This window comes from Ruegeria sp. BHSA163, assembly GCF_059613365.1.
In genome coordinates this window covers 76173-93668 of the sequence record NZ_JBXWSJ010000013.1, presented here as the reverse complement: position 1 = coordinate 93668, position 17496 = coordinate 76173, and the positions used below count along the sequence as shown (strand labels likewise).

Sequence of the window (17496 nt, the reverse complement as noted above, 5' to 3'; positions counted from 1 at the left end):
CGGCAAGTTTGTCACCGGCGCGACGATAGATGTCGATCACTCTGAATTCACTGGCTTTACCCGTCGCTGGCATACCCATGAACCCACCGGTGGGAACGGCCGTGAAGTTAGGCCACCCGAAAAAGCCGCCATAGTGACCCTCGGCAAGGCGGCAGACATGTTTTGTCTTTGTCCGGTCTTTGAAAGAGGCGCGAAAAGGCCCGGAATGTTGCTTGGAATAGCGTTCAATCGTGTAAGTCGCGCCAATTCCTTCTGGCCCCCACCAGATCATGTCATCATGCCAGCTTCGGGCTAACTCGTCTTCAAGCGAAAACCCACTGTCCCACTGACCCAGATCTGCGATCATCGCATTTATTACGGCCATGGTCTTCTTGCCCTCTTCAACGGGTTGCTCACTAAATAACAAGCCGTCGTGGGTTCTCGGGCCGGGTTGCAGCAAATGCGCTGCGGTCTGAGGGGGAAACGGGTTTTGCCCTGCTTGCACCATCAGGTGTGGTATATCGAAGTACATCGCCGTCTCAACGATCCGTTGTTCGACTATTTTGTAGAATGCGCAATAGCGCAGGAATGCCAATTTGCCTGTTGGACGAATATCCAACCACGGTTGGTCGAACAGCCCCATTAAATTCCCCATGGACACGACCCAGATGTCAGCATCATCGCTCAGCGAGTTTTGTCCGGCGAACATGATATCTATGCGGTTCTGGAGATTAGTAATTCTGCTTTTGAGCGGCTGCCAGAATTGCAGAGCCACCTGTTCCACCCCGTTGATTTGGTTGAATGGCTGAAAGCCATGCCACACCAAATCAGAAGCGCAGAATTGTGACATTACAAATTGAACTTCATGCTCTTTGGCAGAGTCCAAGGCGGCGTGAAACGCCGAAACCAGTTTTTTTTCCGATTGAAAACTCACAGTATTTACCATTTTAATCAGCGCTTTACGAGCGGCGGGCGATCGAATTGAGTCGGCCACAAACAACATTCTTGCATACGTATGCAAAAATGTCTTGCCAGAAATGATGAGGCAATATTACAGTTTTGCAAACGTATGCAAAACGAATCCTTCCCGGGAGTAGGCACTATGGCAGAAATTCAACTGCGCAATGTCGGTAAACGCTGGGGCTCTTTTATCGGGGTCCACAATTTCGACCTGACAATTGCGGATAGAGAGTTTCTGGTTCTTCTGGGTCCCTCCGGTTGCGGCAAGACTACTACCATGCGGATGATAGCCGGCTTGGAAGATGTGACCGAAGGCGACATCATGATTGACGGCAATGTAGTTAACGATCTGGAACCCAAGGACAGAGACGTAGCGATGGTGTTTCAGAGTTACGCTCTTTACCCAAACATGAACGTTTATGAAAACATCCGCTTCCCGTTGAAGGTTCGCGGTATCGACCCTTCGACCCACGATGAAAAGGTGCGCCGCGCCAGCGCTATGGTCGAGTTAGACGACTTCCTCCACCGCAAGCCTGCGGAGTTGTCGGGTGGTCAGCGGCAGCGTGTGGCACTGGCCCGCGCAATTGTCCGCGAACCTAACGTGTTCCTGATGGATGAGCCGTTGTCCAACCTGGACGCCAAGTTAAGGGTATCTACCCGGGCGCAAATCAAAAATCTCAGCCACGAACTGGCAGTGACAACGATCTACGTGACCCATGATCAAATCGAGGCCATGACCCTTGCTGATCGCGTAGTAGTCATGAAGCAGGGGGTGGTGCAACAGGTCGGAAGCCCGACCGAGATTTACGACCGCCCTGCAAACACTTTTGTGGCCAGCTTCATCGGGTCGCCTGCGATGAACCTGATGGAGGGCGAGGTAAGCGGCAGTGTGTTCCGTACCGAACATGTCGAAATTCCGGTAAATGCTCCGGACGGACCGCTGACGCTCGGATTTCGCGCCGAAGATGCAAGCCTTGCCGATAGTCAAGGTCAGATCACGGCTCCAATCTATACACTGGAGTTACTGGGCGATGCGACCATGATCTCGGTGCGTGTTGGCGGCGCGCTGGTTTCAGTCAAGGCTGACAAAGCATTTCGCGCCGAGATTGGCGAAACAGTCTCTTTCTCGGTGCCGACAGAAATCTGTCACCTCTTCAAAGCTGGAAGCGGTGCGCGGATCGGGGACTAGCCCCATAAACTGTCCTCACGGGCAAAACACCGGTCCGGACGTCGACGACGGACCGATCCTGACAGGGAGAAACGCATGAAAATCAAGACGATCCTATTGGCAGGTGCTGTGTCCATCGCCGCTGGTGGTGCATGGGCCGATTGCGCCTTTGAAAACGAAGTGCCGTTGAAATCGCTTTCGGCTGGCTTTGAAGCGTGGAAAGCCGTCACAGATGCGATGGCAGAGTGTGGTAATTTCAGCGCCTCGCTGGACCAGGAATTCCGCGAAAAACAACCCGAAGCTTTTGCGGCTGACCCAGCACTTTACCAGATCGGCGGCGTATCGAACGCCACTCTGGTGCCTTTGCTGAACGCGGGAACGATCCGGCCGCTGGATGATCTGGTTGAGAAATACGGCCAGGACTTGCTGCCAAACCAGCTGATCAAAGTGGATGGCAAAACCATGGCGATAGCCATGATGGTGAACGCGCAGCACTTGATGTACCGGGACGATGTTCTGGCGGAATTGGGCATAGAGGAACCCAAAACCTACGCTGACGTTCTGGCCGCAGCAGCCAAGATCAAGGATGCTGGAGTGATGGAATACCCAATCGGCGGAACCTTCAAGACCGGTTGGAACTTGGGCCAGGAATTCGTCAACATGTACTTGGGCGAAGGTGGTTCGTTCTTTGGGGATGGCAATATGCCGGCTATCAACAACGAACAGGGAGTTGCGGCCCTTGAGACGCTTAAATCGATGACCGAGTACATGGACCCGGAATATCTAGTCTCCGACTCAACCTACGTGCAGCAGCAGTTTCAGCAGGGCAAGATTGCCATTGCAAATCTTTGGGCCAGCCGCGCGGCTGCCATGAATGATGAGGCTGAAAGCCAGGTCGTTGGCAAGGTGACTATGTCAGCGGCCCCTATGGGTTCTGCAGTACCAGCGACCACAATTTGGTGGGACGGTATCGTCCTGGCATCGAACATGAGCGATGAAGAGGCTGACGCTGCCTTCCGCGTAGCTATGGAAGGTATCGACGGTGATATGGTCAGCGCCAACAATGATGCGGCGGTGTGGCTTAACCCGGCTTACGCGGCTGGTCCGCTGGCAGCAGGAGCTGCAGCATCTGCTGAAGCCGGTGCCAAGCCATATCCGGCATCTGGTCCAATGGGCATAATGCACACAGCGTTGGGTAACGGTCTGGCCGATTATCTCACTGGCGCAAAGGACGCGCAAACTACATTGGCCGATATCGAGGCGGATTATGTTACCGCTGCGAAGGAAGCTGGCTTGATCAGCAACTGATCCTTCCACGGGGAGGGCTTCGGTCCTCCCTCGCCCTGTTCCTGAGAACCATGAGAAAGGCAGAGCCATGAATTTCCGGACATTTGCCGCCTTTGTCGGCCCTTCTGTCTTTATGATGCTTCTCTTTATCGCTTTCCCACTGGTCAGCGTGTTCAAACAAAGTTTCTATGTCACTCAACCAATCTACGAGACGGTCGAAAAGGAAACCTGTACACCCGGTTTTCTGAAACAAACTTGCGTGACGGAACAAGTTTCGCAGCCGAAATTGGATGAGCATGGTGAGGTGATCACGCAAACCCAATATGTCGGGCTGCAAAGCTATCGCAATGTTCTGGAACCGGAACGGGCATGGCGCGCGATAAGCGACGGTAATTGGCACGTTTTGTCGACGATAAACTTTTGGAAAGCGCTGCGTTTCACTCTGACCTTCACTTTGATCACACTGCCTTTGGTTGTTGGTTGTGGGCTGGGGATAGCAATTTTGATCAACAACGCGGCCAAATCAATACGTGGACCGGTGATATTCATTTCGCTCTTGCCCTTCATCATCACGCCTGTGATCGGTGTGCTGTCGATCAATTGGCTGTTCCGTGGTGATGGCATTCTGACCGCACTGATTGAATGGTGGCTAAACCGCGATATCGCCCTGTTTGCGCAGGCTTGGACAATCGAAATTCTGATGATGCTTTATCGCGTTTGGCACGTGGCGCCTTTCGCCGCCATCGTTTTCTATGCGGGTCTACAAACCGTCAATCAGGACAGTCTGGAAAGCGCGGTGATCGACGGCGCAACCCGTTGGCAGCGTTTGAAATACATAGTCATCCCCCACCTGATGCCTTTGATTATCTTCGTGTCTATGATCCATTTGATGGACAGCTACCGCGTTTTCGAAGAAATCGTAGGTTTCTCGAGCCAAGGCTATGTCATCTCATTGCAGTGGCTGACTTTCGACTACCTGACCCCGGATCAGGCAGGCAACCGGTCGATCAGCCGGGCTTCGGCCAACTCGATGCTAACCATGATCGGTGTTGTTATCCTACTTATCCTACCGCTGCGCCGCACTTGGCGTGATCATAAAGGGGGTCATTAATATGTCCTCGCGCGCACTTCGCCAGCCATTCAGCTTACGCCTGACTTCGAACGTTTGTCTGGCGCTTTGGTGTCTGATTGCGTCCTTCCCGATCTTCTGGATCGTTGTAATGAGCTTCAAGTCACCAGTGGACGCCTTCGATAGTAATGCGCTGAACGTTATTTTCGGCCCGGCAACCTTGGGTGTCGGCAAAGGTCTGTCACTTTTGGACATTATTTTTGGTGTGGCGGTTATTTGGGCGACGATCATTGTCGCAACAAGGGCCCTTCCATCTTTGGTGAAATCCTACACTAAACCTGGGCAAGAATGGTTTGGTTGGCTGATTGGTGTGCTGACTTTGCTATTGGGTTTTCTACTGGTTTTCTTTGTTATTTTGCCAACGTTTCTTGCCTTGCTCAATCCGTTGTTTGGCCCACTTGTACGCGACATTCTTGGCTTAACAACCGAACACTACAAAACTGTCTGGATAGACCGAGGGTTCTCGAACAACTTTAAGAATTCACTTATTGTCACCACTGGAGTTGTAACGGTTTCACTGACTGTTGGAACTTTGGCGGGTTATGGTCTGGCCCGGTCTGGGTCCACGCTAGCTTTCTGGATTCTTATCGTCGCTCTGGTGTTCCGCGCACTGCCCCATTCCGTGCTTGTCGCAGGTTATCTTCCGGTCTTTATCAACTCTGCCGAATGGCTTAGCCCGATACTGGGCGACAATGCGCCAACCCTATATGGCAAGCCGTTCGCCGTGATCGCCGTGCTTGTCGCCATCAACCAACCGTTTACGATTTGGATGCTGAGGTCATTCTTCCAGAACATTCCGGCTGAATTGGACGAGGCCGCCCGTGTTGACGGTTGCAGCCACTTTCAGGCCTTTCGCAGGGTCATCATGCCTGTGATGTGGCCTGGCGTTATTACGACCGGTTTGTTTAGTTTCCTGTTGGCTTATAATGACTTTCTTGTCACCGCACTTTTGCTGGACGCACAAAACCAAACCATGGTTCCGGCAATTGTGGGAATGTTCAACCGTGAGACGACCACAACAGATCAGGTTGTTGCTGTGGCCGCTGCGGTATCGATCACCGCGCCACTGATCTTCCTTGTACTGATATTCCAGCGCCAGATCGTGAGCGGCTTGACGGCTGGGGCGGTCAAAGGTTGATGAGCAAGAATGCAAGACATAACGCTATGTCGCGCCATCCGGCGCTGAACAGGATGCCGAGGGATTTTCTGAGATTTGGGGTCAAACATCCCAATCCCTCCTACTGGCAACCTGAAAGGACAAAGACATGAAAGGTTCCCGTCCTGAACAAGCGGTTCTGACCCGCGAAACGGACATGAGCAAAACCGAAGACACGCGCCGCGTTATTGAAACCATGGTCGACGGTTTAAACGACCACCGCATTGACGACATCGGAGAATTCTTCGCCCAAGGCTTCCGCTGGATGGGCAATCAGGGCTGCGGCACAAAGGTGGGCCTGCAGGAATTTCAGGACAACTGGCAGCGCCCGTTTCAGGCCGCATTCTCTGACAAGACCTGCATTGACGAGGCACGCCTGTACATGGGCGAGTGGGCGGCAGCCTTTGGCCGTCAGGAAGCCACTCATTCCGGCGAGTTCCTAGGCATCGCACCCACCGGCAAGCGGGTCGAGATCCGATATATGGACTTTTGGAAAGTCGTCGACGGCAAGATAGTCGACAACTGGGTGAATGTGGATTTCGCCCATGTCGCCGCGCAGCTAGGCGTGGATGTATTCAAAGGCGAAGGCTGGGAAGCATTTGACCGGGGAGAGAAAGCTCCGCCCCGGCCCGACAACTGAGGATTAGCACCATGGCAATCGAATATTTGAAACGCGGCAAATCCGACGAGGACCGGGCAGAAGATGACGCCAAAACCCGCGCTGTGGTTGAAGCAACGCTGAAAGACATCGAAGCCCGCGGCGACGCAGCCGTGCGTGAGTTGAGCGAGAAGTTTGACAACTATTCGCCAGTATCATTCCGTCTCAGCCAGAAGGAAATCGATAGTCTTATTGGACAACTGACGGATCGTGAAATTGCCGATATCAAATTCGCGCAAGAACAGGTACGTAATTTTGCGCAGGCGCAGCGGGATTCAATGTTGGACATCGAGGTTGAAACTCTGCCTGGCGTCATATTGGGTCATAAGAACATCCCTGTACAATCTGTTGGATGTTATGTGCCTGGTGGAAAGTTTCCAATGGTGGCCTCTGCCCACATGTCCGTGGCTACCGCCTCAGTTGCCGGTGTTCCTCGGATCATCGCTTGTACACCTCCCTTCCAAGGCAAGCCAAACCCGGCGGTGATTGCAGCCATGCATCTCGGCGGTGCGCATGAAATCTACGTTATGGGCGGCATTCAGGCGATCGGCGCAATGGCTTTGGGAACCGAGACCATTAATCCCGTTCACATGCTGGTGGGTCCCGGCAACGCTTTTGTCGCAGAGGCCAAACGCCAATTGTTTGGTCGCGTCGGTATAGACCTGTTCGCGGGGCCAACCGAGACAATGGTTATTGCGGATGAGACAGCAGCTGATGCGGAACTCTGCGCGACCGATCTGCTTGGTCAGGCTGAGCATGGCTATAACAGCCCCTGCATTCTGCTGACCAACTCACGCAAATTGGCCGAAGATACCATGTCCGAAGTCGACCGTTTGCTGGGTATCCTGCCTACAGCTGGCACCGCGAAAGTGTCATGGGACGAGTATGGCGAAGTGATCGTCTGCGACACGTATGACGAGATGCTGAAGGTCGCCGATGACATCGCCTCGGAACATGTTCAGGTAATGACCGACCGCGACGACTGGTTCCTTGAGAACATGACTTGCTACGGTGCTCTGTTTCTTGGTCCGCGTACAAATGTTTCAAATGGCGACAAAGTGATCGGAACAAACCATACATTGCCAACAAAAAAAGCCGGGCGCTATACCGGTGGGCTTTGGGTGGGAAAGTATCTGAAAACTCACAGCTATCAGAAAGTACTGACCGATGAAGCGGCGACGCTTATTGGTGAGTATGGCTCGCGCTTGTGCATGCTGGAAGGTTTTGTTGGCCATGCCGAACAGTGCAACGTTCGCGTGCGTCGCTATGGCGGTATCAACGTACCCTACGGCGAACCCGCCCCCTACCGGGACGCCGCAGAATGAGTGACAAGCACACACAACACAAAGCCCTTATCGCACCACTCAGGGCGGCGATGTACGACTTTTCCGAGGCCGGTGTACGTAAAGCGTTGGCCGAAGTGACAAGCTCAGACGCCGTGTTCCACCTGTGCCATCCTTTTGGCGACAGCACAGGCAGTGATGCTTTTTTCGATTGCGCCTATAAGAACCTTTTGGATGCCTGGCCTGATTTAGAACGTCGTGACTACATTGTCATGGCCGGACCGGACGACGGTGGAGCTGACTGGGTCGGCTGTGGTGGCTACTATACCGGTACCTTCATCGGGCCTTGGCTGGATATCCCGCCCACCGGTCATCAGGCAACCATGCGGTTCCACGAATTCTACCGTTTTGTAGATGGCAAAGTCGTTGAGTTTCAGGCACTTTGGGACATCCCCGAAGTAATGATACAGGCCAAAGCCTGGCCGATGTCCCCAAGCCTGGGTCTCGAATGGCATGTGCCCGGTCCAGCCACTCAAGACGGTTTTGTTCCGGGGCCCTACGATGAAGCTAAGGGCACCAAGTCCTGTCAACACATAATAGAAATGCTCGAATTTCTAAAAAGACATCCATCCCAAGGTGGCCCCGAGGTGATGGAGATGGAACGGTTCTGGCACCCTCGCATGAACTGGTACGGCCCTTCGGGTATAGGGACCGGCCGTGGTTACGCTGGCTTTCGAAACTGGCACCAAATTCCATTCTTGAATGGCATGCCGGACCGCGGGCAGTACGTTGATGACATAATCTACCATTTCTTCGGTGATGGCGAATATGCCGCTGTGACCGGCTGGCCTAACATGATTCAGACGGTTACTGGTGACGGCTGGATGGGGATTGTTCCTTCAGGAAAAATGATCACCATGCGGAGTCTCGATTTCTGGCGACTTGAAAACGGCAAGATCCGCGAGAATTGGGTTCTGGTCGACCTTCTTGACGCCTACCGACAGCTTGGTGTCGACGTCTTTGCCCGATTGCGAGAATTCAACAAGGCTCGCAACATAGGTCGCATCGATGTTCCCGATGGAATGCACTGATGACCGAATTGCCACGTACCCCTTCGTTTTCCCTTAGCGGAAAGACTGCCTTAGTAACCGGCGCTTCGTCAGGCATCGGTCAGGGCTGCGCGGTAGCTCTTGCCGAAGCAGGTGCTCACGTCGTTTGCGCGGCCAGAGGCAAGGAGCGATTAGATGAAACCGTTGCGGCATTGCAAAGGCAGGGCTGGTCGTCCGAGGCTGCGGTCGTAGATCAGGGTGATCTTATTGCCCTAAATCGGATTTTTGAGGGCCGTGTATTCGACGTGGTTGTGAACTCTGCTGGAATTGCACGCCATAGCCCGGCGATTGAGACAACGCCCGAGGATTTTGACACCGTCGCGGACGTAAATCTGCGATCGGCCTATTTCCTGTCGGCTTATGCCGCCAAGGCCTTGATGGCAGCAGATAAGCCAGGGTCAATCATTCACATCTCAAGTCAGATGGGCCATGTGGGCGGGGTTGACCGGGCGCTTTATTGCGCAACCAAGCATGGCCTCGAAGGTATGGTCAAAGCTATGGCCATTGAATGGGGCAAGCAACGAATTCGCATCAACACAATTTGCCCGACATTTATTCGCACACCCTTGACGCAATCCACGTTTGAAAATCCTGAACGCGCTGCGTGGATTATGGAGAAGATCAAGCTGGATCGCGTGGGCGAGGTCGAAGATATCATGGGTGCAGTCACTTATCTTGCGTCCGACGCTTCTGCTTTGGTTACAGGCACTTCGATGCTGATCGACGGAGGTTGGACGGCGGACTGATGGTTGAAAAGGTGACATCACTTCAAGTTGCCCAACTTGCCGGCGTCAGCCAATCCGCCGTCAGCAGGGTGTTCACACCCGGTGCTTCGGTCAGTAAAAAAACCGAAGATAAAGTGCGGAAGGCGGCCGCTAAGTTGGGGTATCGCCCCAATGTTTTAGCCCGCGCGATGGTATCCGGCAAAAGCCGTATCATCGGATTGGTTGTCGGCTATCTGGACAACTACTTCTATCCCGAAGCGCTCGAAAAACTGTCGAACGCACTGCAGGAACAAGGCTATCACGTTTTGATCTTCATGGCTTCTCGCTCGGCTGGGAATATCGACAATGTGATGGACGAAATCCTCGATTATCAGGTCGACGGGGTTATTTTGGCGTCGGTCCCGATGTCGTCGGACATAGCGATGCGCTGCCAGCAGGCTGGGGTTCCGGTTGTGTTGTTTAACCGCAGTCAGGATATCGAAGGCATCACCACTGTTACTTCCGACAACTACGCTGGGGGTCGCAAAGTGGCCGAGTTCCTTATTGATGGGGGGCATGAAAGGATAGCCTATATCGCGGGTTGGCAAGGTGCTTCGACCCAACGCGACCGCGAAGCTGGTTTCCGAGCCGCGCTTACAGAGGCCGGGCGAGACCTTTTCGCTCATGAGGTCGGTGATTTTCACACCGAAAACGCCCGCGCCGCAGCCCGACGAATGTTTGATGTTGCACCAGACAAACGACCCGATGCCGTCTTCGTCGCCAACGATCACATGGCACTGGCTGTGATGGACGTCATACGTTTTGAACTTGGCCTAAACGTACCCGAGGATATCTCGGTCGTGGGTTATGACGATGTACCGCCTGCCGGGTGGCCCGCCTACAATCTGACTACAATCCGACAGCGGGCCAATCTAATGGTGACCGAAACTGTTGACGCGCTTTTTGAACATATCGACACCCCGGAAATGGCCGAGCCTCGCAAGGTGGCCATTGATGGGCCACTGGTCGTGCGAACCTCGGCCCGTTTGCCAAAAGGGTGGGCCCCACAAAGGACAGAAACATGAAAGGCTTTGATCCCAAATTTCGGGATTTTCCCGACTATATCATTGGTATCACCAAGGAGATCTGGGAAGACCGGGGTATCTCGACCCTGCATGAGTATTACAGTGACGATATCGTCGTTCGTTCGCCCGGGTCGGTTGTTCTGGGTAATCAGAACGTTATCGGCGCAACAATGGCGACGCTGGCCGAGTTTCCGGACCGGCAGCTTTTGGGCGAGGATGTAATCTGGTCAGGTACACCGGAACAGGGCATGCTAAGCTCGCACCGGATCATTTCAACCGCTACGCATCTGGCCGAAGGCGTATACGGTAAGCCAACGGGTACCAAGCTGCGATACCGGATTCTTGCCGATTGTCACGCAATCAACAATCAGATCAACGACGAATGGCTGATCCGCGATCAAGGTGCAATTGTGCGTCAGATGGGTTGGGACCCAAAGGAATATGCGGCCGACCTCATTGAACGTGAGGGCGGGGCGGATAACTGCGTCAGGCCACTGACCCCGGAAACCGATCAGCCCGGACCTTATGAAGGACGAGGCAACGACAACGAGTGGGGACAACGTTACGCCGACATTCTGACCCGGATCATGAACGCCGATATGGGTGCGATCGAAGCAGAGTATGACCGCGCCGTGCAATCCGAATATGTGGGCGGTGTCACTGGCCACGGTTGGGGTGCAGTAGACCGGTTTTGGATGGGACTTCGGGCCTCCTTCCCGAATGCGGAGTTCAAGATCGAACACCAAATTGGCCGCGATGACACGAACATGGCCCCTCGTGCTGCTTTGCGCTGGAGCCTTTGGGGTAAGCATGACGGCTGGGGGGTTTTTGGCGTACCGACTGGCGCACAGGTCTATGTGCTTGGCATCAGCCACGCCGAATTTGGCGAGTTGATCGCCGGCCACCCGCTGCTGCGTCGCGAATATACGCTGTTCGACGAAACTTCGGTCTGGAAACAAATTCTGCTGCAGGGTGGAGAAAGCTGAGTGACCGTAATCGTTTCATCTCTGAATAACAGTCGAGCGGCGCGGCGATTTCATACGCATCGCGCATCACTGCGTGCACGTCGGCTGAACAATCGTCCTCCGGGAGGGCGGGTGTTGATCCCATCGCCCCAATTTCCAAGGAGACAATCTAATGAGCACCATCACACAACGTATCGTCCGCTATGGCGAACTCCAGCCCTGCAAAACGGCGTTTATTGACGCCCACACACCGGGCAGCGATCAAAAGGAAAACTTCACAATCATTGGCGGCGGCGTTTCCGAGTCGCCAGACCAGCATGTGCACATCACCGATAAGATAGGCTTCAACATTGGGGCAGCTGGGCAACCTCCGAAATGTCGCAACTCTTTGCACAGCCACACAACTGCCGAAGTTTTCTTTGTCGCCAAAGGGCGATGGCGGTTTTTTTGGGGCCGTTATGGCACAGCCGGCGAGTTCATTGCCGAAGAGGGCGATATCTTCAATATCCCAACCGGCATTTTCCGAGGGTTCGAAAATGTCGGCCAAGACTATGGAATGATCATGGCGATCCTGGGCGGCGACGATGCGGGGGGCGGCGTCACCTGGGCGCCGCAGGTTATCGAAGACGCGCAGGAGCATGGGCTGATGCTTGGTGACAATGGCGTTTTGTATGACAAAAAAAAGGGTCAGGAATTGCCGCACAACGTACGACCGATGCCTCTTTTGACCGAAGAGCAACTAAAAGAGTACCCAGAGGTGCCGGTCGAGGATGTAGTCGGAAAGTATGTTGCGCGTTATTGGGACCTGATGGCGCTGTCGGCGAACAAACCCGCTCGGGTGATCGGCGAAAATGCTCTGATCAAAGACAAACCGGGGTTCGAAGTCGATTTCCTTGGTCGGGGTTCCTCGATAACCGAACCAATCACGGCCGAAAAACCAGTAGTTCTGATGCCCGCGAGTGGCCACTGGCGTATTTCGGTGGGTGGTTACGAGACAACGCTGTCCACTGGCGATACCGCTTTGGTCTTGCCCGGTGAGTCTTATAGCGTTCAACCGTCAATGACGGGACAGGCAGGTTTGTACCGGATTTCGGCTACTGACGACCCGGCTGGAGCTACTTGGACAGAATGAATGTAAACCCGAAAGACACGCACGCCGTGTACGAACGGCAAGCCACAGAATTCGACAAGCGACGTTCCAAAGCTCTGTTCGAAGCGCGTTGGCTGGCGCGTTTCACCGCCAGCCTGAAACCGGGTGATCACGTATTGGACCTTGGCTGTGGCGCAGGAGATCCGATCGCGCGCTGGTTCATGGCAGAGGGTTTTGCTGTCACAGGCGTCGACTTCTCAGAGGCGATGCTAGCCATAGCTCGGGAACGTTGGCCTGATGGCGATTGGCGAAATGCAGATATGCGTGAGTTTGAGTTGGAACAGCAGTTCGACGGCATCATCGCATGGGACAGCTTTTTCCACCTGACGGCAGATGAACAAAAGAACTGCATAGCTCGTATGGCGCACCATTTGCGGCCGGGTGGGATGCTGATGCTGACGGTTGGTCCTCGTGCTGGAGAGGTAAGCGGCACTGTTGGGGAAGAGCTTGTATATCATGCGTCTTTGTCACCAGCGGACTACGCCATTTGTTTGGAAGAAAACGAATTACGAATGACCGGTTTTCTGGCCGAGGACCCTGAAACCCAAAGCCGTACTGTTCTTATGGCGTGCAAAATTTAAGGAGACTCTTATGACCATAAAGACCACACATGTAGGGTCCCTGCCCCGAACCCAAGAGGTGGTGGATTTCATCTTCGCCCGGGAAAATGAGGAGTCCTACGATATTGATGCCTTTGACGGTTGCATGGCTGATGCAGTTTCAGAGACGGTGCGCAAACAGGTTGAAGCCGGGATCGATATCGTTAGTGACGGTGAAACTTCAAAGATTTCATACGCTACGTATGTCAAAGATCGTTACACCGGTTTCTCGGGAGATAGCCCGCGCAACGCGCCCGCAGATCTGAAGATGTTTCCAAGCTTCCTTCAGCGGTTGGCAAACGATGGAGGCACTCCTCAGTATGCTCGACCTATGTGCACCGGTGAGGTGCGTTCAAAGGGGCAAGGTGAGTTGCAGAAGGACATCGCCAACCTCAAGGCCGCAATGGCACAACATGGGGCAGATCGAGGTTTCATGAATGCAGCCTCGCCAGGTGTGATTTCCCTGTTCCTGCAAAATGACTTTTATCCGACACGAGACTCCTATTTGTCCGCTTTGGCCGACGCCATGAAAGAAGAATATGAAACCATAGTAGCAGCTGGGCTGGACCTTCAATTGGATTGCCCCGATCTGGCATTATCGCGCCACATGCTCTTTACAGATCTCTCGGATGACGAGTTTGTCGCGATTGCCAATTTGCACGTCGAGGCCTTGAACCACGCACTTCAAAATGTACCTCAGGACCGCGTTCGTGTGCACATCTGCTGGGGCAACTACGAAGGTCCGCATTGCTGTGACATCGCAATGGATAAGGTTTTCAACACTCTGATGTCGACGAAATCTCGATATGTCCTTTTCGAAACCTCGAACCCGCGCCACGCGCACGAATGGACTGTATTCCGCGACCGGAGGGGCGAAATACCTGAAGACAAGATTCTAGTGCCTGGGGTGGTCGACACCACCACAAATTTCGTGGAGCATCCAGAACTGGTAGCCCAGAGGATCACTCGTTTTACCGACATCGTGGGCTCAGACCGGGTAATCGCAGGCAGCGATTGCGGATTTGGAACATTTGCAGGTTTTGGTGCCGTCGACCCTGAAATTGCCTACGCCAAACTGGCGACGCTGGTCGAGGGGGCAAAGCTGGCTTCGTAATGACACCGCTGATCTGCTTACCCGGCATGATGTGCGATGCTCGCCTTTTCGGTCCTCAGATCGAAGCGTTGTCCAGCAGAATGCCAATAATGACCTTTCCGCTGAGCCAGCAAAATAGTGTCGAGGCGTTGGCAGCAGATATCCTGAACAATGCACCGCCCTTGTTCGCTCTGGCAGGTTTATCGATGGGCGGTATCGTAGCCATGGAGATTGTGCGTCAAGCTCCGGAACGAGTGTTGCGACTTGCGCTTCTTGATACAAATCCGCTGGCTGAATCACCTGAGGTGGCTGCGCGCCGTGGACCCCAGATGGCAGCAGTGCGCAAGGGTCGCTTGTGGAATGTGATGCGCGATGAGATGAAACCGAAGTACTTGGCTGACGGTCCCCGCCAGGGGTCGATCCTTGACCTGTGTATGGTTATGGCTACCGATCTTGGTCCGGACGTCTTCCTGCGTCAATCTCAGGCGCTGATGGATCGTTCGGACCAAAGCGAAACCCTTTCCGCTTATTCTGGAAAAGCCTTGGTCCTATGTGGCCAAGAAGACGGGCTTTGCCCTGTCGAGCGGCATCAGTTGATGCATGATCTTATGCCACGCAGCACTTTTACAATTATTGATGGCGCGGGCCATCTGCCCACACTGGAACAACCAAACGAGACAACAGCGGCGCTGGTACGCTGGTTGGAGGACACATGACACCGTCCCTTTTATCTTTGCTCCGTAAGATCGACACGCCAACTGTCTGCAATGCCATTGAGGTGGCGCAAGGCAAGCGTGGGTTCAATAGCTTCACCCGCCGTACCATGTTGTGTTCCGCGCCTGAAGAACCCGCAATAGTCGGATACGCCCGCACTGCAAAAATCGCAGCGGTCAATCCCCCGAAAGAAGCTCCGGACGTCATCAAGAATCGCCGAATGGATTACTACAAATATATGTCTGAGGCACCCGGCCCCAGCGTCGCAGTTATCGAGGATGCGGATTATCCAGATTGTATCGGTGCCTTTTGGGGTGAGATCAATACCTCGGTCCACAAGGGATTCGGTATGTCAGGTGTAGTGACCAACGGCGTTATGCGCGATCTGGGCAATTTACCCGAGGGGTTCCCAGTTGTCGCCGGTTCCGTCGGGCCAAGCCATGGTTTCGTCCATGTTCGTGAGATAGACACACAGGTATCAGTTTTTGGCCTAACGGTAAGTCCAGGCGAACTAATTCATGCCGATCGTCATGGTGCATTGGTGATACCTACTGATATCGTCGATCAATTAGAAACCGCAATCCAAAAGCTGTTGACGACGGAACGCATTGTCTTGGACGCCGCCCGCCGGGCTGAGTTCAATTTTGAAGCATTCGAAACCGCGTGGTCGGCTTTCGAGAAAGCCAGGGTCTGAGTTCGGTTGTTAAAAGAGCGCGCCGCATTAGTCGAAGGTCTCCGCCAGTGTGGATTTGGGATCAACGGCATTTGCCCGTATTGCTGACACCCTTTGTAACAAACTGAACAATTTACTTTATGGACTATGCCTTTGCTCAGTTTTTGGGCGGTTCATAGGGATCAGGTGTTCCTGGTGGAATTGGGGGGTACTCCTGAAATGTCGCAAGGTGTTCCTGCAGTTGTGGTAGTGCCTTTTCCACCGCCCAAGTATGCGGAAAAAGTACGCTTTCGCGCTCATGCGGATCATTCAGAAGGTTATACACCCTGGGGGTATCGTAGGACTCGGTTGCGCCGAATGCTGTTGTGTTTTCTTTGAACAGGACCTTCCAATCCTTCCATTTGACACCGAATATCTGCTCGCCCATGTAGACGATCACGCCTTCTCGGTTGGAATTCGGCTGGGCCCCAAGAAAGAACTCAGATTGGTCAATGCCATCAAAGGCCCGGTCTTCCGGCACCTTGCCGCCTGCAAATGCTGCAAGCGTAGGAAACAGATCTATCGAGTGGACGACATCGTTACTAGCTGAACCAGCAGGAATCTTCCCGGGCCACTTGATAGCGAAGGGAACGCGCATGCTTCCTTCGAGGCTTGTAAAAAGAGTGCCGCGCCACGGTCCTGCAGTACCATGTACTGCTGGGACAGGCGAGACGTTGGCATTTCCAACCGGAAGCGCTTCGGGGCCGTTGTCAGCAGTAAAAATAACCACCGTGTCGTCGGCGATGTCTGCCGCCTCAAGCGCATCAACTATACGTCCGATATAGGAGTCTGTCTGGCGAAGAATATCTGCCCATACCCCGTTTCCAGTTGCTCCTTCGAACTCTTCGGAAACGATGTTTGGATAGTGGGTCTGCGTATAAGCAAGATAAATGAAAAACGGCGCGTCTGCCTCGCTCTTGGCTTCGATGAAATCGATGGCTTTCTTTGTCAGGTCGCCGTCAATTTCGCCGCGATAGTCCAGATCATAGTCGCGTGCTACTGTCGCTGGTTCGCCCGCAACGCCCTGCATCACAACAGGCTCTTCCATGTTTGCTTCGGCAAAGCCCGGAAGCGATCGCCAGACTGTGACATCAGTGGTCTCAACACCGTAAAACTCGTCGAAGCCCTGGTTCGTCGGAAAGCGTCCTTCGGTCCAGCCGAGGTGCCACTTGCCAAACATGGCGGTACTATACCCCGCATCCTTGAGCATCTCAGCCATCGTTATCTCCCATTGAGTCAAGCCGTAGACGCCGCCTCCCAGTGGGACTGTATGATTACCGCTGCGGATGCCGTAACGCCCCGTCATAGTTGCCGCGCGGGAGGGAGTACACTGGCTTTCCACGTTGAAGTTCGTAAGCCTCAGTCCTTCAGCCGCCAGCGCATCCATTTCAGGAGTGGCTGTGCCACGGATTATGCCGCCGCCGTTGAACCCCGGTTCACCCCAGCCAAAATTATCCAAAAAAATAAAGACGATATTGGGTCTGTCCTGAGCCAAAACAGCAGTGCCCAGAAGAAGAGACAGAAACAGTGAAAATATTCGCAATAACCACTTCATGACAACGCCCCCAAAACACACAACAACCCTGAGACTGACGAATAAGGTGACTGACCGTCAAGAATGAACTTCCGGTTTAGGTCCGATACGGTCATTCGCCGACGTTTCCCGGGTAAAGCTTGACGCATCATCACCAGCTCAACTTGTCCAACTTCCACAAGAATTTGACTAGGCGCCAAAAGAAATGAAG

Annotated in this window: 17 protein-coding genes; 15 read left to right on the top strand and 2 right to left on the bottom strand. The window is 53.7% G+C overall.

Going from position 1 to position 17496, the window contains the following annotated elements; all coding sequences use genetic code 11:
- Window positions 1-913: nuclear transport factor 2 family protein (locus AC2FNV_RS08505; RefSeq protein ID WP_496772973.1), on the bottom strand; the 913-nt coding region annotated here is incomplete at its 3' end.
- Window positions 914-1081: 168 nt separating this feature from the next.
- Between AC2FNV_RS08505 and AC2FNV_RS08500 the strand changes: the two genes are divergently transcribed.
- From AC2FNV_RS08500 to AC2FNV_RS08430, 15 genes are all read left to right on the top strand, one after another.
- Complete coding sequence (locus tag AC2FNV_RS08500; protein ID WP_170603576.1) at window positions 1082-2128, top strand: ABC transporter ATP-binding protein; 1047 nt, start codon at window positions 1082-1084, stop codon at window positions 2126-2128.
- A 75-nt stretch (window positions 2129-2203) separates the two neighbouring features.
- Window positions 2204-3415, top strand: a complete 1212-nt coding sequence (locus AC2FNV_RS08495; protein ID WP_170603574.1) for an ABC transporter substrate-binding protein — start codon at window positions 2204-2206, stop codon at window positions 3413-3415.
- 67 nt (window positions 3416-3482) lie between these two features.
- Window positions 3483-4505, top strand: a complete 1023-nt coding sequence (locus AC2FNV_RS08490) for a carbohydrate ABC transporter permease (protein WP_170477327.1) — start codon at window positions 3483-3485, stop codon at window positions 4503-4505.
- A gap of 1 nt (window position 4506) precedes the next feature.
- Window positions 4507-5661, top strand: coding sequence for a carbohydrate ABC transporter permease (locus AC2FNV_RS08485; protein ID WP_170603572.1), 1155 nt, complete (start codon window positions 4507-4509; stop codon window positions 5659-5661).
- A 127-nt stretch (window positions 5662-5788) separates the two neighbouring features.
- Window positions 5789-6319: an ester cyclase gene (locus AC2FNV_RS08480; RefSeq protein ID WP_170477321.1), complete on the top strand. Its 531-nt coding sequence runs from the start codon at window positions 5789-5791 to the stop codon at window positions 6317-6319.
- Between the two features lie 11 nt (window positions 6320-6330).
- Window positions 6331-7662, top strand: coding sequence for a histidinol dehydrogenase (hisD, locus tag AC2FNV_RS08475; protein ID WP_170603570.1), 1332 nt, complete (start codon window positions 6331-6333; stop codon window positions 7660-7662).
- On the top strand, window positions 7659-8711 hold the full coding sequence (locus AC2FNV_RS08470) for an ester cyclase (RefSeq protein ID WP_170603567.1): 1053 nt from the start codon (window positions 7659-7661) through the stop codon (window positions 8709-8711). Before hisD ends, AC2FNV_RS08470 begins: the two co-directional genes overlap by 4 nt.
- Window positions 8711-9475 (top strand): SDR family NAD(P)-dependent oxidoreductase, encoded by a 765-nt coding sequence (locus tag AC2FNV_RS08465; protein WP_170603566.1) that lies wholly within the window; start codon window positions 8711-8713, stop codon window positions 9473-9475. Before AC2FNV_RS08470 ends, AC2FNV_RS08465 begins: the two co-directional genes overlap by 1 nt.
- Window positions 9475-10518 carry a LacI family DNA-binding transcriptional regulator gene (locus tag AC2FNV_RS08460; protein ID WP_170603564.1) on the top strand — a complete coding sequence of 348 codons (1044 nt, stop codon included), beginning with the start codon at window positions 9475-9477 and terminating at the stop codon, window positions 10516-10518. Before AC2FNV_RS08465 ends, AC2FNV_RS08460 begins: the two co-directional genes overlap by 1 nt.
- Window positions 10515-11504: a nuclear transport factor 2 family protein gene (locus tag AC2FNV_RS08455; RefSeq protein WP_170603563.1), complete on the top strand. Its 990-nt coding sequence runs from the start codon at window positions 10515-10517 to the stop codon at window positions 11502-11504. Before AC2FNV_RS08460 ends, AC2FNV_RS08455 begins: the two co-directional genes overlap by 4 nt.
- 151 nt (window positions 11505-11655) lie before the next feature.
- Window positions 11656-12615, top strand: coding sequence for a cupin domain-containing protein (locus tag AC2FNV_RS08450; protein WP_170603562.1), 960 nt, complete (start codon window positions 11656-11658; stop codon window positions 12613-12615).
- Window positions 12612-13214: a class I SAM-dependent methyltransferase gene (locus AC2FNV_RS08445; protein ID WP_170603561.1), complete on the top strand. Its 603-nt coding sequence runs from the start codon at window positions 12612-12614 to the stop codon at window positions 13212-13214. Before AC2FNV_RS08450 ends, AC2FNV_RS08445 begins: the two co-directional genes overlap by 4 nt.
- A gap of 10 nt (window positions 13215-13224) precedes the next feature.
- Window positions 13225-14346: a cobalamin-independent methionine synthase II family protein gene (locus AC2FNV_RS08440; protein ID WP_170603560.1), complete on the top strand. Its 1122-nt coding sequence runs from the start codon at window positions 13225-13227 to the stop codon at window positions 14344-14346.
- Window positions 14346-15041, top strand: a complete 696-nt coding sequence (locus tag AC2FNV_RS08435; RefSeq protein WP_170603559.1) for an alpha/beta fold hydrolase — start codon at window positions 14346-14348, stop codon at window positions 15039-15041. The genes AC2FNV_RS08440 and AC2FNV_RS08435 overlap by 1 nt, the downstream gene beginning before the upstream one ends.
- A complete protein-coding gene (locus AC2FNV_RS08430; RefSeq protein WP_496772967.1) occupies window positions 15038-15733 on the top strand; it encodes an RraA family protein in 696 nt (231 codons plus the stop codon). The genes AC2FNV_RS08435 and AC2FNV_RS08430 overlap by 4 nt, the downstream gene beginning before the upstream one ends.
- 136 nt (window positions 15734-15869) lie before the next feature.
- Here AC2FNV_RS08430 and AC2FNV_RS08425 read toward each other — a convergent pair whose 3' ends face one another.
- On the bottom strand, window positions 15870-17306 hold the full coding sequence (locus AC2FNV_RS08425; RefSeq protein WP_170603556.1) for an arylsulfatase: 1437 nt from the start codon (window positions 17304-17306) through the stop codon (window positions 15870-15872).
- Between the last annotated feature and the right edge of the window lie 190 nt (window positions 17307-17496).